The following is a 24,113-nucleotide window of genomic DNA, read 5'->3' as shown; positions in this document are numbered from 1 at the left end:
TCGTCATCGGCTCTGTGTTTAGACTAATATTTGATGCGGCTGCAAACTTCACACGAGAACCGGCATGAGTAATATCTTCGATAAAGAACTGGCTCAAAGGCACTCATTTGCCACATCGATTGTCACTGCAGCAATCAACTCGCAACGGTTGTCACATGCTTATTTGCTCACCGGCAGAGGCCCGGCCAGTCAGGCGCACACTGCCGCTCCGCAAGACAAATGGGTTTTTGCTCGCATGGTGGCTGCATTTCTCAATTGTTCCAATCTCGAGCACAACAGTGACAGGGCTTGTCAGTTGGCTGGGCTTGCCGAGAAAGACCAGTGCGTCAATTGCAAGTGGATAAATGCTGAAAAACATCCACAGGCTTGGCTTACGCTTACTGGGGAAGGAAGCAAAAGCGGCAAAATCGCCGTTGAAAAGGCGAGGAGTTTGTCGGAAGAGCTGACTAAGTATTCAGATTTTTTCCGCGTCGTCATTATTGAAGATGCATCGCAGGAGGCTTTTCACAGACCGTCTGCCAATGCCCTTCTGAAAACTATCGAGGACCCGGGGTCGCGTTGTTTGTTCTTTTTGTTTGCCACCAGCGAAGATGACGTGCTACCAACTGTGGTGAGTCGCTGCCAGGTGATACCCATGCAGAGTCCGCCTGAGAGGCAGACTGCGCTGTCGGCTGCGATTCTCAAGAACGCAGCCGCTGATAATAGTGCCGCCTCGCCGGAATTGAAACCCTTTATCGACTCGGTTAAGAGCATCTTCAAGGCGCGCGATTCGCATCTGAATCTTTACGCTCTTGATTTGTCACGTTCCATTCAAACTGCCATTGAGGAATCTGAAGATCCCAATGCGGTGAGCAAGATACTTGATCTCGCCACAAATCTGGAGATATCTCGCATTGGTGACCGGGCATGTAAGGATAGTGCGGCTGCGGGGTACCTTGCTGATTTGCTATCTTTAGCAGAGGAAGTGAAACTTCAGATGGGACACTATGTATCGGCAAAAGCAGCAATCGAAACTTTCGTGCTCTCCTGGTGGAGATTGCGTCGAGCGGCGGGATGTTAGCTTGTCAATGTTTGTTTCAAGAGGAGTATTTGCGTGACAGGTGACGGTACCGAAAATGAAGTGGCCTGGAAGGGCTTACTCTCGTGGGCAACTCTCATAGCCGTTATTTGTGCCGTCGGATTCTGGTTCACTATTGTCAAGCCTGAGGAGATGCGACTCTATGCTGGTGATGGAGTTGTGCCTGGTTCTGTTTCAAACGATAAGGAGGTGCTCTACCTCTGTTCGCAGAAGCTGCTCTCGGATGTCTACGACATGGAGCCTTCGCGTTTGATGCGCGAGGGGGACGTTGATGGTGCCCTTGGTGCTGCTCGGCAACTTCTCGACAAAGATAAGTGGAACGTCAAAAATTTGATGTGCGCCGGCAATGTCTTCGTCGATGCGCCCAAAGATCGTGGTGAAACCGAGGAAGGTTTCGACTTGCTCAAGACGGCTACCTACATGTGCCCGGTGAGCAAATATGTTCGCTTGAACTATGCGCGCGCACTGGGGCGGGCCGGACGCATCGAAGAAGCCACGAAGCAGTATGACCAGGTCATAAAAACGAATATGGACTTTCAGCCGTCTCTTGAACTGGCGCGACTTTACATGTCAAACCTAGATGAAGAAAAGGCGATCAACTTACTCAAGGGCATTTCAGACAAAGATCCCGAAAATTCGTCGGTGCAAATGTTGCTCGGCATTGCGATGGCTCGCAATCATCAGGAAAAAGATGGATTTGAAGAATATATCCAGGCTTTTGGAAAAGCACGCACGCTTGGATATCCGATGGAAGCAAAAGAACTGGTTGAGAAAAACCATGATTCTGTTCCTGATGCGATTAAGGAGCAGCGCGCAATTGCTGATAAGGAGCCAGTCTCCATTGAAGCCAAGTTGTTGTTAGCTGAGATGTTGATTTTGCAAAACCGTGTGCCTGAAGCACGGTCCGTGTTGGATTCGCAGAAGGCTAAGTTCAAAGACAATGCTCAATTGCATCGTCTTTATGCTGAGATTTATCACAATGAAGGCAAGGAAGAGCAGGCTTACCAGGAGTGGTTAACCGCCAATACGCTGGAGAAAAAGTCTGACGAAGATCCGGACGCCAAGCCTGACGCCAAGCCCGATGAGGCCAAAAGCAGTGAGACTTCTGAAGGCAAGTCAGACGCTGTCGTAGATGACAAGAAAGATCCATCAAGCGACGCTAAAACTTCTGATGGGTCGGCTACGGCTGACCCGACAGACAAGTCTGCCGATAAGCCAGCGGATAAACCAACAGACAAGTCTGCCGATAAGTCAGCGGATAAATCAACAGACAAATCTGCCGATAAGGCATCCGAAAAACCAGCCGATAAGTCCGGCGAAAAGACCCCTTAAGTCTTATTTGGCTTTGTCTTGTTCCAGTTTTGCCAGCTGCTCATAGAGCGAGCGTTCTTCATCAGTAAGCGTAGTCGGCACGACAATCTTGGCTCGAACGAGCAGGTCTCCGCGTGGTCCCCCTTTCAGTTTTGGCAGCCCTTTGCCGCGCAGGCGCAGCAGTCGCCCGTTTTGAGTGCCGGCCGGCACACGAATCCGCACACTGCCCTCCAGGGTTGTTACGCTCAGTTCGGCACCAATCACTACTTGTGCTGGTGACAGCGACACTTCCGAAATTATGTTGTCCCCGTCTATAGTGAATTTCGGGTCTGGCTTGACCTTAACCTTCAGGTACAGGTCTCCGGCGGGAGTGCTTCCGCCTTTTCCGGCTTCGCCTTGTACGCGGATTTTTGAGCCTGTGCGCACTCCAGGCGGAATTTTGACCTCGAGTGTACGCGGCTTCTGTCCTGGTTGCGTGATTTGAAGGGTTTTGGTGACGCCTTTGAGCACTTCCTCCAGGTTAAGCTCGATTTCTGCTTCCTGGTCGTTACGACGCGGCTGTTGTGCCCCTTGAGGACCGCCCTGAGTCCGGAAGCCGCCCGCACCCTGACCGCCGAAGCCGGCCTGGCCGAATAGCGCCTCGAAAAAGTCTGAAAATGCCCCGCCCCGTCCCAGGTCACCCAGGTTTCCGAAGTCGAAGGTGAAGCCGCCTGCACCGAAATCAGGCGGCGGTCTAAAGTCTGCCCCTGCTTTGTAGTTCGCTCCAAGAGTGTCGTAACGGCGGCGCTTTTCAGGGTCTTTCAAGACCTCGTAGGCTTCGCCTATCTCTTTAAACTTCTCCTCGGACGCTTTGTTGCCCTTGTTCGCGTCGGGATGGTGCTCGCGCGCCAGCTTACGATATGCCGCTTTGATGTCTTTGTCTGTGGCATTCCTCGGCACTCCGAGGATTTGGTAATAGTCCTTGAATTTGACCAAGAGATACCTACTCCATATGACTCGCCCACCAGCTTAAGCGTAAGTTCTTAAACCGTAATGAGCAAGCTCCTTACTAGTGATAATAATGAATTTTTGAGCAACATGGTTGCGAAGTGCAATGAAACCTTACTCAAAGCGAAAGCGCCAGTCTGTTTTGCTACCATATCAAAGTCAAGACAATCTGGTGAACCCATGAACGTTGACTCAATTGAAGCTTCCCTCCGAAATGGCGGGCGTATCAGTCGCGCCGATGCTGAGTCGCTCTGGAAAAACGCAAGTGACGAGCAATTACGAATGCTTGCCAACATCGTGCGCGATCGCTACCACGCGCCGAAAACCGCAACCTATCTTCTGATGCGGATCATCAATTACACCAATGTGTGTGTTGCACTATGCGACTACTGTTCCTTTTACAGATTGCCCAAATCGCCTGAAGGCTATGTGCGATCCAAAGAATGGATTTTTGCCAAGATAGATGAGTTGCTTGAAGTCGGAGGCGATTTATTCGGTTTCAATGGTGGATTCAATCCTGAATTGAAGATTGACTACTATGTCGATCTCTTTGGTTCTATTCGAGAAAAGTACGGTGATTCGCTCGAATTCTATGCCATGACTGTGGTTGAACTCCTCTACATTGCGAGAGTAAGCAAGATCTCAGTGCCGGAAGCGCTGTCACGGCTGAAGCAAGCCGGAGTTCGCTGGATCACCGGTGGTGGTGCTGAAATTTTGGCAGATTCTTTTCGCAAACGTCACAGCCCTCAGAAATATACTGTCGCTGAATACATGGACACTCAGCAAAAAATCATTGAAGCTGGCTTGTCTACTACGGCTACCATGGTCATTGGTTTTGATGAGAGTCTCGACGAGCGATTGGACCATCTGGAGACTGTTCGCAACTTTCAAGATGCCACCAATGGCGGTTTGTTTAGTTTTCTTTGCTGGACTTACAAACCATACAATAATGAGCTGGGTGGCAAGGAAATTGGCGCCGACGAATACTTGCGGCATCTCGCCCTTTGCAGGATCTTTCTGGATAACGTCAGACATTTACGCACTTCCGTGTTGACTCAAAATGCGAACGCCCTCAAGGGGCTCAGTTACGGAGCAAATGATTTCGACGTGCCCTGGGAGGACGAAGTCACTCAGATGGCGGGAGCCGTCATTGAACGAGATGTGGAGCGGATTTTAGGCTATGCTGCCGCGGAAGGTTTTTCCACTACTTACAGGCATGTGGCTAGAGAGCCACGTCAGGTGTCTGCACCGCATGTGGTGTCAATTAGATAATCTGGACGCACCCGTATAATGTACGGCGTTGATCAATGTAGTCCGCTTGCGATTGTATTCCACGCTGCGCAAATACCGAAAATTATTGCCAGCAATAAAACCCAGAGCAGAGTGCTTCGTTGCTCTTTGGAATTCGTGAGACGAAGATTCTCTGCGCGTTGGATGCGATCCACTTCTATTTTTGCCTGATTGATGGCAAGTCCAAGTTCGTCAATATTTTGATAGCGTCGTGAAGCTTTGGTCGCCAGGCACCGTGACAAAATTTTGTCTATTACTGCCGCTTCTGCCATGTCAGACCGAAGTTGGAGCAACGTTGGTACTTCCAACCGTGCGTTGCCTGGGCTTTGGTTGTTTAGAGCTTCGACACGCCCGGTTAACATGTCCAACAAGATCAGCCCCAGCGAGTAGATCATAGAGCGCTGGTCGGGTGGCTGTCCGCACCGTTCCTCCGGGCTTGCGTATTTGAAATGTTCGCTGCTTTCGACGATGTCTGAAGTGTGCGGAGCTATCATTTTCATCAGGCCAAAATCGAGCAATTTGGCTTGTTCGTATCCACTGATGTTGTCAATCAGAATACCGCCAGGGTGCAGATTGATGTGATTTACGCCTTGTGTTTGTGCGTAGTGAAGAGCGTCACAGAGCCCTTCCAGTAAGCTCAGCGCTCTCCTTGGTGTGAGCGCAAGTTCTTTCCCGATCACTTGCGAAAGTGGAGTTCCTGTACACCAATCCATTATGAGGATGCCCTGCTGGTTTGGCTCATGGCTGAATTCGATGCAGCGAACAATGTTCGGATGTTCAAGGCGCACCGCAATGACTGCGGCTCTGCTGGTTCTCACTACAGAGAAAGGGTCTCGTAGTCCGCTCCTGTTTGAGATTTTGACTGCTACATGGGAGTTGAGAAGCTGATGGCGAGCCTTATATACGAGGCTCGTACTGCTTTCACAGACAAATTCTTCAAGAATGTAGTGATCGACGACAATCGATCCGATGCGCGGATCTTGTACTCGTAAGACTGACGAGGGAATCGACTGTAAGCAGGCGTGCTCGTCATCAAGTTCTTGTCCACAAATGTCACAAGGCTCAATAGTAGTTTCTTGCGGATTATCGAAGTCTTGCACATCGCAAGCTGAAGATCCTCTGGTTAATGCGTTTCTAAACACGATTTGCGGCTCGGTGTTTCGTGATAGCAATGGTTTGTCCCGTCACTGTCTCGGTTTCGCGAAAAAATACGTAACTCATAGTCTGTGTTGGCAATTGAATAAAGCTCAACCACCGGTTTGTGCGCGTACCCACATTACGTCGTGTCTACCGTTTGATTTGTTGCAGTTACGGGAATGTTTAAAGCGAGAAAGAACCGATCGTCGGTAAGCCCCATCAATATATGAGAAACTAGGTACTGTAGGGCTACAGACTCCGGAGTGTGCATGGCAAGATTGAGCGGGCGTCGCGGTACACGTGAAAAAGGTCAGTCGATTGTCGAGTTGGCAATAGGACTGATTGCCCTGATTCCAATCGTTTTGGTTGTTTTCGACCTGGCAGTCATCGTTATCGGCGTGCAGATCAACGACTCCACTTGCCGAGAGGCTGCCCGTGTCGCGGCCAGCGGTGCCCCGCAAGACCAGGCAAGCAGAGCCAAAGCAGTTGTCGCCCGAGCCAATGCCCGTGCAGCGGGAATGCTCTCGAATTTCAAACTAATTACCGATCCGCCGCTGAGCACCGTCTCTCAAGCGCAAGCAGATGCTTTGAAACCGTACGGTGGAGCCCTCAATGGCACGGTCACGGTCCAAACCGAAGTCGAAGTCAGACCGTTTGTGGTGCAGGCTGCATACAACGGACAGTCTCCGTTGAAATTCCGTTCACAGCAAAGCTTTCCGATTACATACGTCGTACCCAACAGTGCAACGGCATCACCTTAGCTAGTTCGGACAATCTCTCTGGTTTTACAGGCCTTTTGTAAACCGATATCGGTTGGCTGTGGACTCAGATTTTTGCAAACCGATATCGGTTGGCTGTGGACTCAGATTTTTGTAAACCGATATCGGTTGGCTGTGGACTCAGATTTTTGTAAACCGATATCGGTTGGCTGTGGACTCAGATTTTGTAAACCGATATCGGTTGGCTACGGACTCCAAAACAAAAAGACGGGCAGAAGCCCGTCTTTAAATGCTTTATGTACTCGCTATTGCGAACTAAGCGTGCAGATATTTGGCCAGGTCTTGCAAGCGGTTTACATCAAGTTTCAGTCCTGGTCCCATTGTGGAGCTGAGGAAGACTGACTTCATGTAGGTGCCCTTAACGGTTGCTGGTTTGACTTTGTTGACTTGGTCGACAACTGCAGCCAGGTTTTTCAGCAATCTGTCATCTTCGAATGACAACTTGCCGATTGCCATCTGCACCAATCCGCCATCTTTTTCTGTACGGAATGATACTTTTCCGGCTTTCAATTCTTTGATTGTCTTGCCGACTTCAAAGGTAACTGTGCCGTCTTTGGGGTTTGGCATCAAGCCACGAGGACCGAGTACCTTACCCATTTTTGACAACATTGCCATTGCGTCTGGAGTAGCAACGAGCTTGTCGAATTCAAGGAAGCCATCGCCGATTTTTGCAACGAGGTCTTCAGCGCCGACAACGTCAGCTCCGGCAGCGGTTGCTTCAGCGAGCTTCTCGCCTTTGGCTACAACAGCCACTCTTACTTCTTTACCGGTACCACCAGGAAGGTTCACAGTTGAACGAATCTGTTGGTCATTCTGCTTGGGGTTGACGCCCAGGCGGAAATGAACTTCGACGGTTTCGTCAAACTTGACTGCATGCTCTTTGTTCTTCAGAAGCTTGATTGCATCTTCAGCGGTAAGAGGTGTGCGGTTCTCTTCTCTGACTTTTGAAAGCGTGGTTTGACGCTTAGTAGCTTTAGCCATTTTCGAAATTCCTTAGTGGTCAGTTAGTGGTCAGTCCTAGTCTTGTACGTTCAGACCCATGTTGCGGGCGGTTCCTGCAACCATCTTTTCCGCCGCTTCAAGAGTGGTGGCGTTCAGATCGGGCATTTTGATTTTTGCGATTTCAGTAATTTTTGCTTTGCTGATCGTGCCGACTTTCGTCTTGTTTGGAGCAGCAGAGCCTTTTTCGATATTGGCTGCTTTCTTCAACAATTCAGACGCTGGAGGCGTCTTGAGAATGAAGTCAAACGATCTGTCTTCGTAGATTGTGATTTCTACAGGTATTACGGTGCCGGCTTTGTCTTGGGTCTTGGCGTTATATTCCTTGCAGAACTGCATGATGTTGACGCCATGCTGACCAAGCGCCGGTCCAATAGGTGGTGCGGGATTGGCTTTACCAGCCTGAATTTGCAACTTAACTTTGCCAACAGCCTTTTTCACGGTGCTCGAGTCCTATAGATATGCGGAACCTATGATCTTATGGTAGTTTCGGGCTAGCGTCCACCACATTTACACTTTTATAACCTGGTTGAACTCAAGTTCTACAGGTGTTGCCCGTCCGAAGATGATTACAGAAGCCTTGATGCGCTCGCGCTCCATGTTCACTTCTGTTACTTCGCCTGTAAAGTCTGCGAAAGGACCGCCAGTAATTCTGACGTAATCGCCGACCTTGACATCGATAACTGCTTGCTTCTTGCCTTTGATTCCAGATACTGCCATCTGACGTCTGAGAATCTGGCGAATTTCCGAGTCTTGTACTGGAATCGGTTTCTTGCCTGCTCCGACATACTTCGTAACGCCCGGTGCTTCGCGTACGACTCGCCATGAGTCGTCGTCCAAAATCATTTCAACAAAAACGTAGCCGGGATATTCGCGCTCTTTCTTTTCGACGCGTTTGCCATCTTTGACCTTGCTCACCATTTTTTCGGGAACGATAACGCCGAAGATTCGATCTTGAGCGCCCATAGTGACGATGCGCTTTTCAATGTGCTCTTTTACTTTGTTTTCGTGACCGGAAGCAGTTTGCACCGCATACCAGCGCCGTATCCCGTCAGTTTTGATAAAAGCCATTTTTGTTGTGTGTCCTATCCTCGGTGTCTCACATTGCCTGCATCTTGCGATCGCCTGGCAGCCTGTCTGCCGGCTACCATGGGGTTACCTGGCGCCTATTCCACCACCGTGCAATCGTGCAAAGTGCTCCAGTGGTCCAAAGACTAAATTGCCAAGAACCCAGTCGAAGCCAAGCACCATCAAGGTGATTACAGCTACTAAGAAGAGGACACTCCAGGTCTCTCTCAACACCTGACTTTTTTCAGGCCAGGTGATCTTTCTAAATTCGATGATTACTTCGTGCAGGAATTGTTGCGCTTCGGCGATCGGGTTGCCCTTCTTCTCGGCTTTGCCCTTCTTGGAAGCGCCGCCACCGCCGCTGCTTGACCCGCCGCCTGATCCACTGCCGCCGTCTGTAGGAGGCTTGATTGATGGTGGCTCTGGTGGGGGAGGTGGCGCAGGCGATTCAGCTGCCGGGTCGTTAATTACGATCTTCGGCGGTTTCGTCGGGTCTTTTGGTTGACCGCTCGGAGATTCCTTATTACGCTTGATCGCCATCTATATTTGCTCTTGTCCCTGGTTGCGACTCAGCCACTGTCTACTTGGATTCCGCGAATAGCCCGGCGCAGTGGTGCTGCTAGTGCTTGTGGACTGGTAAATAATTCGCGCCATGAAAGAATCGAACTCTCACCAAAGGTTTTGGAGACCTTCGTTCTACCGTTAAACTAATGGCGCCCTTTCGTCTCTCCAAGCTTCGCATTCGCGAAAAGCTCTATCTGCCCGTGAGAGCAGTCCATTGCCAGAGTCGTCTGATTGGCCCACATGCAAGGCAGGCACAGACTACTTCTTGGTCTCTTTGTGTTCAAGATGAGTTCTGCAATGGCGGCAGTACTTCTTGATGTTGAGCCTGTCCGGATCATTCTTCTTGTTTTTCATAGTGGTGTAGTTGCGTCTTTTGCACTCGCCACAAGCTAACGTGATGATGACTCGGTCGTCTTTCTTGGCCAACTTCCTAACTCCTACTTGTTTCTTTTTATCGTGCCAAAAATTCGCAGATTTTAGAAACTTCCACCCAAACGATTAAGGTTTCAGGTTCTCTCTGGCTCAGTTTGTGATGCCAAGCTGTTGCGAAATCCTGTAACCCCTCACCGGTCCGCAAATTTTCCGCCTTGCTCTTTGAAAAAAACAATGCAGAAAAAAAAGACCTCCCGGGGAGGCGTCAAGCAGCAAGTATATCTAAAGCCAAGAAAACCTGTCAACAAGACTAAAATGTGAGGCGATGATTTCAATTCGACAAAACATCCGATCTGCCTCGATTGCCGCCCTCGTCATGCTTATGGCGATTTCTTTGACATCTTGCAATGTTGCGAAACATGGCGCATTGCCAGGAACGCTGCGGATAAACATTGGCACAGAGCCGCCTGGTTTGGATTGGGAAGTTGAGACAGACTCGACATCTTTCGATGTGGTATCGAACTTGATGACGGGCTTGACGCAGTACACTCCGCAACTCACCTGCGCTCCGGGCTGCGCTAAAAGCTGGGATGTGCTGGATGGAGGCAGGCGTTACGTTTTCCATCTCCGTGACGACGTTTACTGGACAGATGGCAAAAAATTAGTCGCGGGCGATTTTGAATATGCCTGGAAACGTTTGCTGGACCCAAACTCAGGCGCGCAGTACGCCTACTTCCTCTATCCCATTGTCAACGCATTTGAATACAACAGCAAAAGGATTTCTGACTCAAATGCGGTCGGCATCAAGGCTCTGGACGATTTTACCTTCGAAGTCAAGCTTGTCAAACCTGCAGCTTATTTCATATATCTGACTGCATTTTGCCCTTGCTGCCCGGCTCGGAAAGATGTGATCGAGAAGTGGGGTAAGCGCTGGACCGATCCTGAGCATATAGTTACGAACGGTCCGTTCATGCTCAAGCACTGGGCACACGAATACAAAATCGAGCTGGAGGCGAATCCGAAATATTTCGAGGGGCGTCCAAAGCTCGACAAAATCAGCATGTTCATGGTGCCCGAGCAAGCAACGGCTTTTGCGCTTTACGAAAATGACGAGCTGGATTTTGTCGACAATCGAAGTTTTTCGACGCCTGACGTCGAGCGATGCAAAGATTCGCCCGAGTACCACAACGAAGCGCTGCTGCGAAACAACTACATAGGGTTCAACGTTACCAAGCCGCCTTTCACCGATGCGCGAGTTCGCCGCGCCATTGCCAAGGCGATTGACAGAGATGTTTTTCCAAAAATCCTGCGCCGCAAAGAACGTCCTTCGAGCAGCTGGATTCCCAAACCATTGATGGGATATTCACCACAAACAGGCGAAAAGTTTGACCCCGAGGGCGCTCGTAAGTTGTTGGCGGAAGCGGGTTTTCCTGGTGGTAAAAATTTCCCCCGCATCACCATGTTGTATCCCAATCGCGATGATGTGAAGACTGTCACTGAAGCTTTGCAAGACCAGTTGCATCGCAATCTGGGCATCGATATCGAGTTGCAGAACCAGGAATGGAAGGTCTACTTGCAGACGCTGCACAGGGACCCACCGCCTATTTTCAGGGCTAACTGGGGCGCGGATTATCCAGACCCGGAAACGTTTGCCAACTTGTTCACCACCTTCAATGGCAACAATACGACAGAGTGGAACGACAAAACTTACGACTCAATAGTTGAAGAGGCTGGTACAGAGCAGAATCCTGAAAAGCGCAGAAAACTCTATGAGCGTGCCGACCACTATCTTTGTGATGAGCAGTCGGTGATTGCGCCTATCTATCTTGCTACGCAAAATACGATGGTTAAGCCGTGGGTGAAAGGGTTGAAGTTTAACGCGCTTGATATTCAGTTCTACAAAGGAGTGAGCATTGAACCTTAGGAGCCTGGCGATAATTCATGATTAGTCTGATCGTTAAACGAGTACTGCTGGCTATCCCAGTTTTATGGATTGTTGCTTCAATAACTTTCGTGCTGGTGCGCATCGTGCCGGGCGGTCCATTCGAAGGTGACAAAGCGCTGCCACCAGAAATAGTGGCGAACCTGAAAGCTAAGTACCATCTCGACAGACCTGTGCCTGAGCAATACATGTTCTACATGGAGCGTCTGGCGCATGGCGACCTGGGAATTTCGTATAAATATGTTGGCCGGACAGTCAACGATATTTTGTCTGATGCCTTCCCTGTCTCATTGCAACTGGGCGGAGCCGGGTTACTGCTAGCCATATGTTTCGGAGTGCCGCTCGGCACCATAGCTGCTGTGAAAAGAGGATCGGCTGCCGATTTCGCCGCTATGTTTCTTTCGACGGCGGGCATCTCAGTGCCGGGATTCGTCATCGGTGCTCTGCTTATTTTCATATTCGGCATCTGGCTGAAAATATTGCCGGTTGCTCTGTGGGAATCGCCTCGACACATGATATTGCCGGCGCTCACACTGGCTGTCAGTCCCGCTGCTTACCTGGCGCGGTTGACGAGAGCGAGCGTGCTTGAAATTTTGGAAAAAGACTGGGTGCGCACAGCTCGTTCGAAAGGGCTGTCTGCCGACAAGACTGTAGTCAAACATGTGCTGCGCAATGCCCTTGTGCCTATCGCCACCGTGCTTGGACCCTTAACGGCAATTCTCGTAACGGGTTCATTCGTCGTTGAATTCATGTACGCCATTCCCGGCATGGGCCGTTTTTTCATCACCGCTGTGAGCAATCGCGATTACGACTTGATCATGGGCACAACGCTTGTTTTCGCGGTGCTTTTGATTATCTCGAACACTATCGTAGATATTGTCTATTTGATTCTCGACCCACGAATGCAGGTGAGCTAGCATGTCTTCGCAAGACAAAGTTGGATTCAAATACATCTGGTATCGGTTGACTCGAATTCCAACTGCATATGCTGCGTTCTGGATTATCGCCTTTATCTGTTTAATCGCATTGTTGTCAGGTCTCGGAGTTCCACTCTCGCCTTACACTTATTCGCAGACGACGGCTGACCTGTTGGCGCCACCTTCGGCCCAGCATTTGATGGGTACTGACGAACTGGGGCGTGACCTGTTCAGTCGCATTATTTACGGTTCCCAGCTCTCCATCAGTATTGGCGTGACAACTGCCTTGATCGCCTTTTTTATTGGCACCATATATGGGGCTACAGCAGGATTCGCAGGCGGGAAAATTGATAATCTCCTCATGCGTGGTGTGGATATCGCTTACGCTTTGCCCGATTTGTTGGTGATGATTTTAATTGGCGTCCTTATAGGTCGCGGCACTTCCGGCATACTTATTGCTCTTGGGCTTGTAAGCTGGATGGGCACAGCTCGTCTGGTGCGGGCTCAGTTTTTGCAGTTGCAGCACGAAGAGTTTATCGAAGCCGCTCGTGCTGCCGGTCAAAGTAGTTTGTTAATCGTCTGGAAGCATCTCTTGCCAAATGCGATGGGTCCGATCATCGTGGCGCTGACATTTACAGTGCCATCGGCAATTCTCTCCGAATCAACTCTGAGCTTTATCGGGCTCGGTTTGTCGCCCCCGGCTTGCAGTTGGGGCACTCTCGCCAGCGATGGCTGGCGCTCATTGCGCGGGCATCCGCACTTGATTCTCTGTCCCAGTTTCTTCATCTTCATGACTGTTCTGTCTTTCAACTTTCTCGGCGATGGACTTCGAGATGCGCTTGACCCTCGCACAAGGTTGTTTAATTACGGAAAAATTGTGCAGGACCCAGAAGAGGTGGCGGAGAAGTCCGACGGTGAAGCTGAAGCAGAGTTGGTCGCCAAAGAATAAAGAACAGGCGAGCATGACGAATTTTGGGCCAATGAATTTTGAGTGACGTGAAGATTGGGCGCGATTGCTGTTATTCGAGGTTAGACTCGCGCTATCATGCTTGCACCTGAGGAGACTGCAAGGTGGGAATACTCGTTAGCTGCCAATCAATTGGAAAGTCGTACAGTTCGCGGCCGCTATTTCAAAACATCACTTTCGGCATCGAAGACGATCAGAAAATCGGCTTGATTGGTCCAAACGGAGCTGGCAAGTCGACATTGATGAAGATTTTGTCCGGCGAAATTCAGCCTGACGAAGGCGCTGTTGTAGCGCGGAAAAATCTGCGCGTCGCTTACGTGAAGCAGTCTGAGAATTTCGACCCTGATGCCACTGTCGAGAAAATTGTGGCGCAAGCCGCTGAGCTGGCTCCGTTTGAAGAGTATCAAAAGGCTGCCAATATTGATACCACTCTCACTCAGATGGGATTTCCAGACCGACAAGCAAAGACCAGCTCGCTTTCGGGGGGATGGCGTAAGCGTCTCGCTCTTGCCTGTGCTCTCGTGCAAGAACCGGATTTGTTGCTGCTAGACGAACCGACAAACCATCTCGATCTCGAAGGTGTTCTGTGGCTGGAAAATTTACTCAAGTCACTGTCTGCCACTTTTGTAGTCGTCAGTCATGATCGCGCCTTTCTTGAAGCTATAGCCAACCGGATGATCGAGTTGAATCCTACTTATCCGGAGGGGTGCCTGAGCATCAACGGTAACTACAGCGAATTTTTGATTTCTCGTGAAGAGCGATTGAATGCGCAACTTCATCAACAGCAAGCACTGGCAAGCAAGGTGCGTCGTGAAATTGCCTGGCTGCAGCGTGGTGCGCGAGCTCGGCAGACCAAGGCTAAAGGGCGAATCGCCGACGCCGGCAAGTTGATTGAAGATCTTGCTGAAGTCAAACAACGCAATGCTCTCAATGCGCCTATCGAGATCGGGTTTGATGCGTCCGGCAGGAAAACAAAAGAGCTTATCTCAGCCAAAGCGTTGACCAAAAGGTTCGGTGACAGAACACTGTTTTCGGGAGTCGATATTCTTTTGACGACTGGTACCAAACTCGGTCTGGTCGGGCGTAACGGCAGCGGCAAAACCACTTTGCTGAAGATGCTAGTCGGTCAACTAGAGCCTGATAGTGGCACGATCAAACGTGCCGATCAGTTGCAAATTGTCTGGTTCGATCAAAACCGAGAACAACTGGACGAGACAAAAACGCTCAAGCAAGCTTTGAGTGCAGACGGTGACACCGTTTTGTATCGCGGAAGAAATATGCATGTTTCCACATGGGCTAAAAAATTCCTCTTCCGCACAGAGCAGCTACCTCTGCCAATTAGTTATCTTTCGGGTGGGGAAAAAGCTCGCATCTTAATTGCTAACCTGATGCTGAAAACAGCAGACGTGCTCATTCTCGACGAACCAACCAATGATCTCGACATTGGTTCTCTTGAGGTTCTGGAAGAGAGTCTGGAAGATTTTCCAGGCGCTGTAATTCTGGTAACGCATGATCGAATGATGCTGGATACGGTGTCATCTCAGATCCTGGCTCTCGATGGAACCGGTGAGGCGCGATATTTTGCCGACTATGAGCAGTGCGAAGAGGCATTGCAGAGACTGGCAAAAGCTGAACGCAGGTCTTCCCCGGTCGACGATCGCAAACCGACCAGAACAAAAGACAGAGCTCGCTCTGGTATGACCACGGCTGAGAAACGTGAACTGGCTGGCATCGCCGACAAAATAGAGCAGGCAGAGCAGAGCATCAAAAACTTGCATGCAGAAATGGAAAAGCCCCATGTAGCGAGTAACTACGCCAAGCTCAATGAAATTTCTAAGAATGTAGAGAGCGCTCAGCAGGAGCTGTCAAGGTTGTTTGAACGCTGGGAAGAGCTAGAAGCGAAAGCGGCCCTGGAGCCTTCGGCGAGTTAGGTCCTGAGACGGGCAGATCCGGTCCGCCATTCGGAATCCAATCCACCATTCAGCATCCAGTCCGCCACTCGGAATCCAATCCACCATTCAGCATCCGGTCCGACATTCGCCACTCTTACCCGGCGAAACAGACTGAAATCGGCTATTCTCCAGACAGTGGCGGGTCGCTTGTCGGGCAGTCTCTGGTCGCTTTCAGTCCCACACTGCGAAATGGAGTTAATTCGTTTCCGATTTGCCTACATAGGGTAAAGAATTAGCGGAGGGTCGACCTCAGGGGGTATTGTTCAGCGTGCTCTTTTCTCGAATATCAGACACTGTGCCGCAAACGAAGCCGGGGAGCGGTTTTTGGGCTGTCTGGCTGGCTGTTGTATTTTTCGGATTATCGGTCTCCTCTGTCTCCGCTGACGACAGAGGATGGGTCTTGACCCAGAAGAGTTCGACGTTGGGCGATCAGTACTTGTATATAAGCCCTTCTGGCTTGAAGTGCGTTAATCCGAAAGCCGGATTCGCCATGGTCACGAAAGCACCAGACTGGAATATCGTCATGTTCAATGACAAGACGCGGTGCTACTATCAGACAACTTTAGACAGCTACAAACGCACACTCGCTCAGCGCGGTTTGACGAGCGACCTGGCCAACCGGCAGTGGGCTCGTGGTCAATCGAACACAATAGCTGGAATGAGAGCGACACAGTTTGTCATGCGTGGAGGCGGACCGATCACCCGCATGGGTTCGAATGGTAAGCCTAAGACGTCAACAGTTTCAGCCGCCGATTATTGGGTCTCAGACGAAATTACGGTGCCTGCTCGCCTTGGTGATTTGCTGGCATCTGCATATGGCTTGCCTACGACTCAGTATGTGCCTCTGCGTCTTGAATACACTGATGCAAAAGGTCCCAAGCGCATGCTTGAGACATACAGAATGCAAGCAACTCCAATTCCACCAACTTATTTTCAGTGTCCTGGCGGTTATAAGTTAGTTCAAAGCGACGCTGAAGTAATGATGAACGATGAACAGAAACAGATGATTGAAGACATGAGCAGAGAGATGGGAGGTGGCTTGGAATCGCCTTCTCCAAGCCCGCAACAGCAATATTCACCGCAGCCGACTGCAGCTCCTGCTGCCAGACCGGCGCAGCAACCCGCCGCCGCAGGTGGTGGCACTGACGCATTGAGCAAATTGCTCGACGCGTATAAGAAAACACAACACAAGTGACCTTCGAGAGTAGATCAGAACCGTGATGCGATTAAACCTCAAATTATCACATAAAGGACTGATCTTAGTCGCCGTGCCGCTAATTTTCGAAGTCATCTTTTTGGCGACTTTGACATATCTGTTACGCCAGGCTGAAATCGAAGTGCAGCGGCAGGTTCGTTCAAAAGCAATTATTTCGCAGGCTAACACACTGTCCAAGCTGTTCTATGATGCGGGCGTAGCGATGGGTGGTTACTCCATCACTAAGAGCCCACTGTTCAGTGACAGATATGACAAAATCGTGCGGCAGATTCCTCAAGATCTGGATGAGTTGAAAAATCTCGTCGGCGATAACGCAAGGCAGCAGCAGATTTTGCAAAACCTCCAGGTGATCACGGTCACCGGTTTGAAAATCCTCGGTGAAGCTAAATCGGCTATCGACGACAATCGCGTTGACGTGGCTCAATTTCGAGCGCGCCACATGTATAAGGAAATTCGTTCACTTGCAGACCGATTGCAAGACGAACTGCGTGGACTGACTGAAGACGAAAGAAAAATCGAAAGCGAAGGACCTGAAGCGCAGAATCGCAACCGTGCCATGGTTAAGATTTACCTGGTCATCGGTGTCTTGCTCAATTTCTTGATAGCAGTAGCGCTGGCGCTTTACTTCAGTCGAGGCATTAGCCGACGTCTGAATGTGCTAACCGACAACTCAATCAGGTTGGCCCGAGCCGAGCCTCTTAATCCGCCACTAGCCGGTACCGACGAAATCGCCCACCTGGACGGCGTATTCCATAGTATGGCTGAGGCTTTGAATGAAGCCAGCCGAAAAGAACGAGCAGTTATCGAAAACTCGGCAGACGTCATTTGTTCCATTGACGTTGATGGAAAGTTTGTCGCCGTCAGCCCCGCCTGTAATACCATCTGGGGCTACCGTCCTGATGAGTTGATGGGCAGAAGATTCATCGAATTGGTCATTCCTGAAGACCACCAGGAGACTATTCGCGCCGTCCGCGCTGTTCGTGCAGAAAAGGGTAACACTGAGTTCGAAAATCGCACTCGCCGCAAAGACGGTTCAATCGTCACCGTTCTCTGGTCAACGTACTGGTCTGAAGCGGAGCGCTCCATGTTCTGCGTTGCTCACGACATTTCGGTCAGAAAAGCTGTTGAAGAAGCAACCAAGGCTTCTGAAAAGAGAATTCGCACGATCATCGAAAACATGCTGGTTGGTTTGATCATCATCACCAAGGACGGTATCATCGAGTCGATCAATCCGGCCAGTGAACGAATGTTCGGTTTCGCTGCTGAAGAAATCGTCGGGCGCCATCTGCTCTGTCTTTTCAACGACTCTAAGTTGTTCAGCGAGCGCAGTCAGACCGATACTCATAATTTCATGGAAAACCTCTTCTCCCGAGCGCTAAACAGAATCGGAGAATTGGATGCCTTGAAGAAGAGCGGTGAAGATTTCCCCATTGAGATTTCATTGAGTGAATTTGAAACTGCCGACGGTTACAGATATCTGGCAAACATTCTGGATGTGTCGGAACGCCGCGAAGTCGAACGCTTGAAGAAGGAGTTCGTCTCCACAGTCAGCCACGAACTGCGTACTCCGCTCACTTCCATCCGCGGTTCGCTCACCCTCTTGTCGGTCGGCGCGCTGGGCAGCTTGCCTGAACAAGCCAAGAAAGTAGTATCGATAGCAGAGCGCAACACGATTCGTTTGATTACGTTGATCAACGACATTCTCGACATAGAGAAGTTGGAATCTGGAAAGTTGGACATGGTCTTCGATACGGTTCAGATGAGCAATGTGCTCGATCGATCAGCGGAAGCGGTTCGCGCTTTTGCCGAACAAAACGGTATCAAGCTAGAGATGATTCATACCAATGCCAGTGTTTATGCAGATGGCGATCGTCTGGTGCAGGTAATCGTCAATCTCGTCTCCAACGCCGTCAAGTTCTCGCCCAAGGGGCAGACAGTGACTGTGGCAGTTTCCGAAATTCCAAACTGGGTGGAAGTGAAAGTGATCGACAGAGGTCGAGGTATTCCGCCGAAATACAAGAATCTGCTTTTCCAACGATTCCAGCAAGTCGAGGCTTCCGACGCTCGCAAGAAGGGTGGTACGGGGCTTGGTTTGGCAATTTGTAAGGGCATCATCGAAGCGCATGGTGGCACCATCGGCGTTGAGAGTGAGGAAGGTAAGGGCAGTATTTTCTGGTTCAAGATACCACCGCAGGCAGGTGCAGCAGGAGCGGGCGGCGGTCAAGGTGCCGCGGCCAAAGGAGCACCGGCTCAGCCGGGTAGCGCTCAGCCTCAGACTTTGCAAGCGTCAGCTTCTGGTCAACCTATGCCGATGCCCGTCGCAGCCGCGAAACCGCCTCTCAAACCGGAAGAAAAAATGTTCGGATAAACACCAATCAGCATGCCAAGCAGCTTGCTGCTCACGCCGAAATTCGGATAAGATCAGCTAGCTTTAATACGATTGGTCCGAGGAGAGCAGCGAGCTGCCCGACTTGAACCCATAAGGTAGCCAATATGAAGATTCTCGTGATCGATGATGAAGAGGACACCCGCAGTATCGCCAGTATGTGTCTGGGATTGCTTGGCGGTGCGGATGTGATTGAAGCATCGAGCGGCAGAGAAGGATTGCAGAAGGCCGCCGATGAACAACCTGACGTCATTATTCTCGATTTGCTCATGCCTGAAATGGATGGAACCCAGACCCTGACGAATTTGCGCAAAAATCCAGCTACTGAGCGCATCCCTGTCATATTCCTGACCGTAAAAGGAAGATTCGAAGAGTTCGACAATTTAAAACAATTGGGCGCTCTTGCCGTTTTGACCAAGCCCTTTGACCCAACCACTTTGACCGAGCAAATAACAGATATATTGAAGACTATTCCTATGCCTGAACCACGGGCCAGGTCGAACGATTAGATCGCGTTGGCGGGTATATCGTAGTTCTGAAGACAATTAAGGAGCGGACAATGAAAGTTCTCATCATCGACGATGAAGAAGACACCAGATCGATAGCCAGCATGAGTTTGAGCATTCTGGGCGGTCTGGAAGTCCTGGAAGCTGATAGCGGCGCTGACGGTATCTCCAAAGCTGCGGCTGAAAGACCTGATGTCATCTTGCTTGACATGATGATGCCTGTTATGGACGGTTCAGAGACGCTGGAAGCGCTGCAGGCTAATGCCGGCACTAAAGACATTCCGGTCATTTTCTTGACCGCAAAAGCGATGACCAGCGAGATTGAAAGATTAAAACGCATGGGCGCTATCGGCGTGCTCACCAAGCCGTTCGACCCGACCATTCTCGCGAACCAAGTGAAAGCAATTCTCGAGGGCTGAGCTACACGATGCAGGCCTGGTCTCAAACTTTCGGTCAACTTAAAGAGCAATATATCCGACGTTCTTCAGAACGTATCGGCAAGATAATCGAGATGGTTTCGTCTCTCTCTCAGAATCCGTCTAATGCTGAGGTGATCGAACAGTTGAGCCGCCAGTTCCACTGGTTGGCTGGGTCCGGCAGCATGTACGGTTACCCGGCTGTTTCGTCGATGGGCTCGGAAGGCGAGGATTACTGCAATGCCTTGTTGCGGGATACATCGCGTCCTCCTCGTGCCGATGTGGATAAGTTGAAAGCGTTGCTCAACGCCCTTGCCAATGAGTTTTCGACCAATGATGAGGCGGCTGAGACGACGAATTTAGGCAGCGGCGGTCGCGGCAAAGGGCGCTCAGAGATTGTCATTGTTGATGAGAATCAATCAGATCTTTCGCTTCTGTGCAAACTGGTTGAAGAAGGCGGCATGACCTTCCGCACTGCGCGCAGCATGGCTGCCGGCATCAATGAAGTCGTTCGTGATATGCCCGACGGCCTGATCGTGGAGATTCCGCTTCCTGACGGTGACGCATACGAACTCGTTGAACACGTGCGCACTTTGCCCGGTGGCGACGATATCGCAATTATTATTGTCAGCAAGCAGACAGGGTTTCTAGACAAAGTTCGCTCCATCCACTGCGGTGCTGATGCGCACTTTGAAAAGCCCGTCGATATGAAGGCTATGTTGCGACGTATGCGCTATCTTCTCGATAAGCGCAGGCAGGAAGCGCCAAGAATTTTGTCGGTCGAAGATGATCCCGATCAAGCGGCATTTATTCGCGCTTTCCTGGAATCAGCCGGCTATCAAGTGCGCACTTGCACTGATCCGAAAAACTTCGATTCGTTTATTTCGTCCTTCAATCCCGATCTCGTGTTGTTAGATGTGATGCTGCCTGGCATGACCGGTTATGAGTTGGCTAGATATTTGCGACAAGACGAGCGACATGCCACACTGCCTGTCATATTTTTGACCACTCAAGGAAATATTGAAGCGCGCATCGAAGCGGCGCGTTCTGGTGGTGACGACCATCTGGTCAAGCCCGTGCCGCCGGCTCTCTTGCTTTCGAGCGTATCGGCTCGATTGGAGCGTTCGAGATTTCTGCAAACTCTCTTGCATAAAGATGGTTTGACGAATCTCCTCAATCACTCATCATTTATGGAACAGGCGCAGGTGACGATTGCGCAGCAAAAGCGCAAGGGCAATTTCACTGCTTTGATTCTTATTGATATCGACAATTTCCGTCATATCAATGAACGACACGGATATCCGGGTGGCGACAAGGTGCTTGTCGCACTTTCTCTTCTCTTGCGCAAACGCCTCAGGCAAAGCGACATCATCGGTCGTTATGGAGGCGATGAGTTAGGCATTATCGCCGAAGGAATTGATGAGGAAGAAGCGCTCAATCTGGCTGCTCGGCTGCTGGCTGACTTTGCTTCTACGGCGCACTCTACGCCGCTCCATGCCGGCTTCTTCGCCTCTGCCAGTGCCGGTATCAGCGTGCTTGATTCCAAGACAATGGACCTGGAGCGCTGGGTGCAATCTGCCTTCAGTGCTCTCAATGCCGCTAAGCAAGCCGGAAAGAATTGCGCCATGGCTGTCAAAGGCAATCAGTTTATAAAAGCCGACCCGATAACGTAAGTCGTGCCGCCACCACATATAGTGGCGTTTTCGTCTTTCAATGATGAAAAGAGTCACACTGTTCACGAACTCCTCATTTAAGTCTTGAATTTATTGAGATTCTTTCTGTGAAGCTGAAGTTATCGGCGCAACATCAGACCAAAACGCTGGTGTAAAATACATCCACTTATGCAACATTCATGTATAGCGAGTCGGCAAAAATGAACAATGTTGCCGTGCTTGGCGCGGGTAGCTGGGGCTCTACTCTCAGTTGGTTACTGGCAAATGCCGGACGCAATGTACGTTTATGGACTCAGGACGCGGCCAAAGCTGAGCGCATCAATTCCACTCATTTAATCGAACGACCGCTCAAAATCGAAATTCCTCATCAAGTTGTTGCCTCAAGCGATCTATGCGAAACGGTTGCTGATGCGGATGTCATTCTCTTTTGCTGCACCTCACAGTCGACAAGAAGTCTCGCGGAAAGGCTCAAGCCTATTCTCGCCTCCAGCAAGGGCAGCGTCATTGTCAGCGCTGTAAAGGGTCTTGAACTTTCCACATTGAAGCGAATGTCGGAAGTAATTTCGGATGTAATACCGGATCTGCCTGTATGTTCACTTTCGGGACCTAATCTCGCCGCCGAAATTCTGCTCGGGCTGCCGACTGCCTCTGTGATCGCCTGCTCCAATATCGGTGTTGCCCTGGACGTCCAGAAGGTTGTCAGTCTGCCTGGTTTTCGTGTTTACTCCAACGACGACTTAATTGGCGTTGAGCTCGGTGGCACATTAAAGAATGTCATCGCCATCGCGGCAGGGGCTTCTGACGGATTGCACCTTGGCAGCAATGCTAAGGCGGCGCTTTTGACGCGTGGACTGGCAGAGATGACAAGATTAGCCGTGCGTCTCGGCGCGCGACCGGCAACTCTGTCTGGATTGGCTGGAATGGGAGACCTTTTTGCCACATGTGACGGTCCAAGCAGCCGAAATTATCGGTTGGGAATGGAGTTTGCACAGGGTAAAAAATTAGAAGAAGTGCTGACAGGATTGGAAGCAATTGCTGAAGGAGTGCCCACTGCCGAGGCGGTTTGTGAACTTTCTAAACGGTTGGGACTGGAACTGCCCATTGCAGAACAAGTCGATGCCGCTTTGAAAGGTAAAACGACGCCCAAAGGGGCGATAATGACGCTGATGGGTAGACCCCCATCCAGCGAGTATTAGGAGACTGAAAGTGGCGAAGCGCGTTTTGATGTTGGCTTGGGAATATCCTCCCCGTGTAATCGGCGGATTGGCAAGAGTCGTTTGGGCCCTGTCCAAAGAAATTGCCGCTGCTGGTTGGGAAGTTCATGTGGTCACTGCCGACCACCCTGGCTGTGCTGAGCATGAGATGGATGGAGCCGTGCACGTTCATCGTGTCAAAACGCAAACCGATCCGACGCCTGATTTTTTGAGTTGGGTGAATCGCTTGAATTTTGGACTGCTGCAGTACGCCATTCAGCTGCACCGAAAAAAACCTTTCGACATCGTGCATGCTCATGATTGGATGGTTACTGACGCAGCCTGGGTGATGAAGTCAGGATTCGGTATTCCAGTTATTGCCACCATGCACGCTACCGAAGCCGGTCGTATGACGGGCGTGCACACTGAAATGCAACATTACATTCACCAGGCGGAATGGCGTTTGACCTTCGAATCTTGGGAAGTGATCGTCAACAGTCAGCACATGTTCCATGAATTGCAGCGCCTGTTCGGTATGCCGAAGGACAAGATTGTTGTCATTCCAAATGGCACCGATCCCGAAGTTTTCGATTACGAGTTTGATCCCAAACCGTTGCGCAATCGGTATGCCGCTCCCCATGAGCCGATCATTCTTTTCGTGGGCAGATTGGTGCAGGAGAAGGGCGTTCAGATTATGTTGAATGCAGCACCGGCTGTGATTTCACAATGTCCCGGAGCGAAATTCCTGATCGTCGGAACCGGTTATCACATGGAAGAGTTGCGGCGACAAGCTCACGCGCTCGGTATTGATCATCACGTTCGATTCCTCGGTTATGTCAGCGATAACGATTTGAAGGATCTCTATAAGATTTCCGACGTGGTTTGCATTCCGAGCTTGTATGAACCGTTTGGAATTGTGGCGCTGGAAGGCATGGCAGCCAATGTTCCTGTTGTCACTTCTGACAGTGGCGGTTTGACCGATTTCGTCGAACATGGTGTCACCGGTTTGACGACTTACGCTGGTGATGCGGGCAGTCTCACGTGGGGGCTGCTTGAGGTTCTTCGCAATCCTGAGCTGGCTACTGCTTTGAAGAAAGACGCCTACGAAAAAGTGCGCCATATCTATAACTGGAAAGTGATCGCCAAGCGCACACTAGAGGTTTACGAAAAAGTTCTGGTGGAAGCTGCTCAAATTGGTAATGATGGCGTCTCATCAACGCCTGCTGCACCAACTGCGGTGGCTGCTCCCGCCTTGCCTCCAACCAAGCGTTCTTAAAGGAACCGGTCGGCAACTGCTTGGATGTCGACCAACCTGCGAACACCGGGAGTTTTCAGGCATTCTCCTAATTAACAACTATCA

Annotated in this window: 22 protein-coding genes and 1 tRNA gene; 15 read left to right on the top strand and 8 right to left on the bottom strand. The window is 50.5% G+C overall.

Features of this window, described 5'->3' with window-relative positions; all coding sequences use genetic code 11:
- The first annotated feature begins 64 nt into the window (after window positions 1–64).
- Both EKK48_22040 and EKK48_22035 read left to right on the top strand, forming a co-directional pair.
- Window positions 65–1,060 carry a hypothetical protein gene (locus EKK48_22040; protein RTL37984.1) on the top strand — a complete coding sequence of 332 codons (996 nt, stop codon included), beginning with the start codon at window positions 65–67 and terminating at the stop codon, window positions 1,058–1,060.
- Between the two features lie 33 nt (window positions 1,061–1,093).
- On the top strand, window positions 1,094–2,410 hold the full coding sequence (locus EKK48_22035) for a tetratricopeptide repeat protein (protein ID RTL37983.1): 1,317 nt from the start codon (window positions 1,094–1,096) through the stop codon (window positions 2,408–2,410).
- Window positions 2,411–2,413: 3 nt separating this feature from the next.
- On the opposite strand, the gene EKK48_22030 is transcribed toward EKK48_22035, so the two are convergent.
- Window positions 2,414–3,382, bottom strand: coding sequence for a J domain-containing protein (locus EKK48_22030; GenBank protein RTL37982.1), 969 nt, complete (start codon window positions 3,380–3,382; stop codon window positions 2,414–2,416).
- 174 nt (window positions 3,383–3,556) lie between these two features.
- Between EKK48_22030 and EKK48_22025 the strand changes: the two genes are divergently transcribed.
- Complete coding sequence (locus tag EKK48_22025; GenBank protein RTL37981.1) at window positions 3,557–4,648, top strand: radical SAM protein; 1,092 nt, start codon at window positions 3,557–3,559, stop codon at window positions 4,646–4,648.
- A 32-nt stretch (window positions 4,649–4,680) separates the two neighbouring features.
- On the opposite strand, the gene EKK48_22020 is transcribed toward EKK48_22025, so the two are convergent.
- Complete coding sequence (locus tag EKK48_22020; protein RTL37980.1) at window positions 4,681–5,838, bottom strand: serine/threonine protein kinase; 1,158 nt, start codon at window positions 5,836–5,838, stop codon at window positions 4,681–4,683.
- Between the two features lie 234 nt (window positions 5,839–6,072).
- On the opposite strand from EKK48_22020, the gene EKK48_22015 reads away from it, so the two are divergent.
- The gene (locus EKK48_22015; protein RTL37979.1) at window positions 6,073–6,564 is read left to right on the top strand and encodes a pilus assembly protein; all 492 of its coding nucleotides are present in this window, start codon (window positions 6,073–6,075) and stop codon (window positions 6,562–6,564) included.
- A gap of 273 nt (window positions 6,565–6,837) precedes the next feature.
- Here EKK48_22015 and EKK48_22010 read toward each other — a convergent pair whose 3' ends face one another.
- The 6 genes from EKK48_22010 to rpmG all read right to left on the bottom strand — a co-directional run bounded on the left by EKK48_22010 (window position 6,838) and on the right by rpmG (window position 9,639).
- Window positions 6,838–7,563 carry a 50S ribosomal protein L1 gene (locus tag EKK48_22010; GenBank protein ID RTL37978.1) on the bottom strand — a complete coding sequence of 242 codons (726 nt, stop codon included), beginning with the start codon at window positions 7,561–7,563 and terminating at the stop codon, window positions 6,838–6,840.
- A gap of 36 nt (window positions 7,564–7,599) precedes the next feature.
- Window positions 7,600–8,022, bottom strand: a complete 423-nt coding sequence (gene rplK, locus EKK48_22005; GenBank protein RTL37977.1) for a 50S ribosomal protein L11 — start codon at window positions 8,020–8,022, stop codon at window positions 7,600–7,602.
- Window positions 8,023–8,091: 69 nt separating this feature from the next.
- Window positions 8,092–8,652: a transcription termination/antitermination factor NusG gene (nusG, locus tag EKK48_22000; protein RTL37976.1), complete on the bottom strand. Its 561-nt coding sequence runs from the start codon at window positions 8,650–8,652 to the stop codon at window positions 8,092–8,094.
- Window positions 8,653–8,736: 84 nt separating this feature from the next.
- A complete protein-coding gene (gene secE / locus EKK48_21995) occupies window positions 8,737–9,189 on the bottom strand; it encodes a preprotein translocase subunit SecE (protein ID RTL37975.1) in 453 nt (150 codons plus the stop codon).
- A gap of 106 nt (window positions 9,190–9,295) precedes the next feature.
- Window positions 9,296–9,366: transfer RNA gene (locus EKK48_21990), tRNA-Trp, on the bottom strand.
- A 105-nt stretch (window positions 9,367–9,471) separates the two neighbouring features.
- The gene (gene rpmG / locus EKK48_21985; GenBank protein RTL37974.1) at window positions 9,472–9,639 is read right to left on the bottom strand and encodes a 50S ribosomal protein L33; all 168 of its coding nucleotides are present in this window, start codon (window positions 9,637–9,639) and stop codon (window positions 9,472–9,474) included.
- Between the two features lie 271 nt (window positions 9,640–9,910).
- Here rpmG and EKK48_21980 point away from each other — a divergent pair, with 271 nt between their 5' ends.
- The 11 genes from EKK48_21980 (at window position 9,911) to EKK48_21930 (ending at window position 24,029) form a co-directional block, all read left to right on the top strand.
- Window positions 9,911–11,509 (top strand): peptide ABC transporter substrate-binding protein, encoded by a 1,599-nt coding sequence (locus tag EKK48_21980; GenBank protein RTL37973.1) that lies wholly within the window; start codon window positions 9,911–9,913, stop codon window positions 11,507–11,509.
- 17 nt (window positions 11,510–11,526) lie between these two features.
- Window positions 11,527–12,444 (top strand): ABC transporter permease, encoded by a 918-nt coding sequence (locus EKK48_21975; protein ID RTL37972.1) that lies wholly within the window; start codon window positions 11,527–11,529, stop codon window positions 12,442–12,444.
- Window position 12,445: 1 nt separating this feature from the next.
- Window positions 12,446–13,393, top strand: coding sequence for an ABC transporter permease (locus tag EKK48_21970; protein RTL37971.1), 948 nt, complete (start codon window positions 12,446–12,448; stop codon window positions 13,391–13,393).
- Between the two features lie 122 nt (window positions 13,394–13,515).
- A complete protein-coding gene (locus EKK48_21965) occupies window positions 13,516–15,342 on the top strand; it encodes an ABC transporter ATP-binding protein (GenBank protein RTL37970.1) in 1,827 nt (608 codons plus the stop codon).
- A gap of 421 nt (window positions 15,343–15,763) precedes the next feature.
- On the top strand, window positions 15,764–16,558 hold the full coding sequence (locus EKK48_21960; protein ID RTL37969.1) for a hypothetical protein: 795 nt from the start codon (window positions 15,764–15,766) through the stop codon (window positions 16,556–16,558).
- A gap of 22 nt (window positions 16,559–16,580) precedes the next feature.
- Complete coding sequence (locus tag EKK48_21955; protein ID RTL37968.1) at window positions 16,581–18,947, top strand: PAS domain S-box protein; 2,367 nt, start codon at window positions 16,581–16,583, stop codon at window positions 18,945–18,947.
- A 125-nt stretch (window positions 18,948–19,072) separates the two neighbouring features.
- Window positions 19,073–19,474: a response regulator gene (locus EKK48_21950; GenBank protein ID RTL37967.1), complete on the top strand. Its 402-nt coding sequence runs from the start codon at window positions 19,073–19,075 to the stop codon at window positions 19,472–19,474.
- Between the two features lie 50 nt (window positions 19,475–19,524).
- Entirely contained in the window at window positions 19,525–19,890 is a 366-nt protein-coding gene (locus tag EKK48_21945) for a response regulator (protein RTL37966.1), read from the top strand.
- Window positions 19,891–19,898: 8 nt separating this feature from the next.
- Window positions 19,899–21,560, top strand: coding sequence for a response regulator (locus EKK48_21940; protein ID RTL37965.1), 1,662 nt, complete (start codon window positions 19,899–19,901; stop codon window positions 21,558–21,560).
- Window positions 21,561–21,739: 179 nt separating this feature from the next.
- Window positions 21,740–22,756, top strand: coding sequence for an NAD(P)-dependent glycerol-3-phosphate dehydrogenase (locus tag EKK48_21935; protein ID RTL37964.1), 1,017 nt, complete (start codon window positions 21,740–21,742; stop codon window positions 22,754–22,756).
- A gap of 28 nt (window positions 22,757–22,784) precedes the next feature.
- On the top strand, window positions 22,785–24,029 hold the full coding sequence (locus EKK48_21930) for a glycosyltransferase family 1 protein (GenBank protein RTL38148.1): 1,245 nt from the start codon (window positions 22,785–22,787) through the stop codon (window positions 24,027–24,029).
- Window positions 24,030–24,113: the final 84 nt, after the last annotated feature.

It is taken from the genome of Candidatus Melainabacteria bacterium (assembly GCA_003963305.1).
GTDB lineage: Bacteria > Cyanobacteriota > Vampirovibrionia > Obscuribacterales > Obscuribacteraceae > PALSA-1081.
This window is presented reverse-complemented; position numbering and strand designations above follow the sequence as displayed.

Excerpts from the sequence above, each read along its gene's own strand:
- EKK48_22040 (RTL37984.1), top strand. The coding sequence starts at position 65 with ATGAGTAATATCTTCGATAAAGAACTGGCTCAAAGGCACTCATTTGCC.
- EKK48_22025 (RTL37981.1), top strand. The coding sequence starts at position 3,557 with ATGAACGTTGACTCAATTGAAGCTTCCCTCCGAAATGGCGGGCGTATC.
- EKK48_22015 (RTL37979.1), top strand. The coding sequence starts at position 6,073 with ATGGCAAGATTGAGCGGGCGTCGCGGTACACGTGAAAAAGGTCAGTCG.
- EKK48_22010 (RTL37978.1), bottom strand. The coding sequence starts at position 7,563 with ATGGCTAAAGCTACTAAGCGTCAAACCACGCTTTCAAAAGTCAGAGAA.
- nusG (RTL37976.1), bottom strand. The coding sequence starts at position 8,652 with ATGGCTTTTATCAAAACTGACGGGATACGGCGCTGGTATGCGGTGCAA.
- secE (RTL37975.1), bottom strand. The coding sequence starts at position 9,189 with ATGGCGATCAAGCGTAATAAGGAATCTCCGAGCGGTCAACCAAAAGAC.
- EKK48_21980 (RTL37973.1), top strand. The coding sequence starts at position 9,911 with ATGATTTCAATTCGACAAAACATCCGATCTGCCTCGATTGCCGCCCTC.
- EKK48_21975 (RTL37972.1), top strand. The coding sequence starts at position 11,527 with ATGATTAGTCTGATCGTTAAACGAGTACTGCTGGCTATCCCAGTTTTA.
- EKK48_21970 (RTL37971.1), top strand. The coding sequence starts at position 12,446 with ATGTCTTCGCAAGACAAAGTTGGATTCAAATACATCTGGTATCGGTTG.
- EKK48_21950 (RTL37967.1), top strand. The coding sequence starts at position 19,073 with ATGAAGATTCTCGTGATCGATGATGAAGAGGACACCCGCAGTATCGCC.
- EKK48_21945 (RTL37966.1), top strand. The coding sequence starts at position 19,525 with ATGAAAGTTCTCATCATCGACGATGAAGAAGACACCAGATCGATAGCC.
- EKK48_21940 (RTL37965.1), top strand. The coding sequence starts at position 19,899 with ATGCAGGCCTGGTCTCAAACTTTCGGTCAACTTAAAGAGCAATATATC.
- EKK48_21935 (RTL37964.1), top strand. The coding sequence starts at position 21,740 with ATGTATAGCGAGTCGGCAAAAATGAACAATGTTGCCGTGCTTGGCGCG.
- EKK48_21930 (RTL38148.1), top strand. The coding sequence starts at position 22,785 with ATGTTGGCTTGGGAATATCCTCCCCGTGTAATCGGCGGATTGGCAAGA.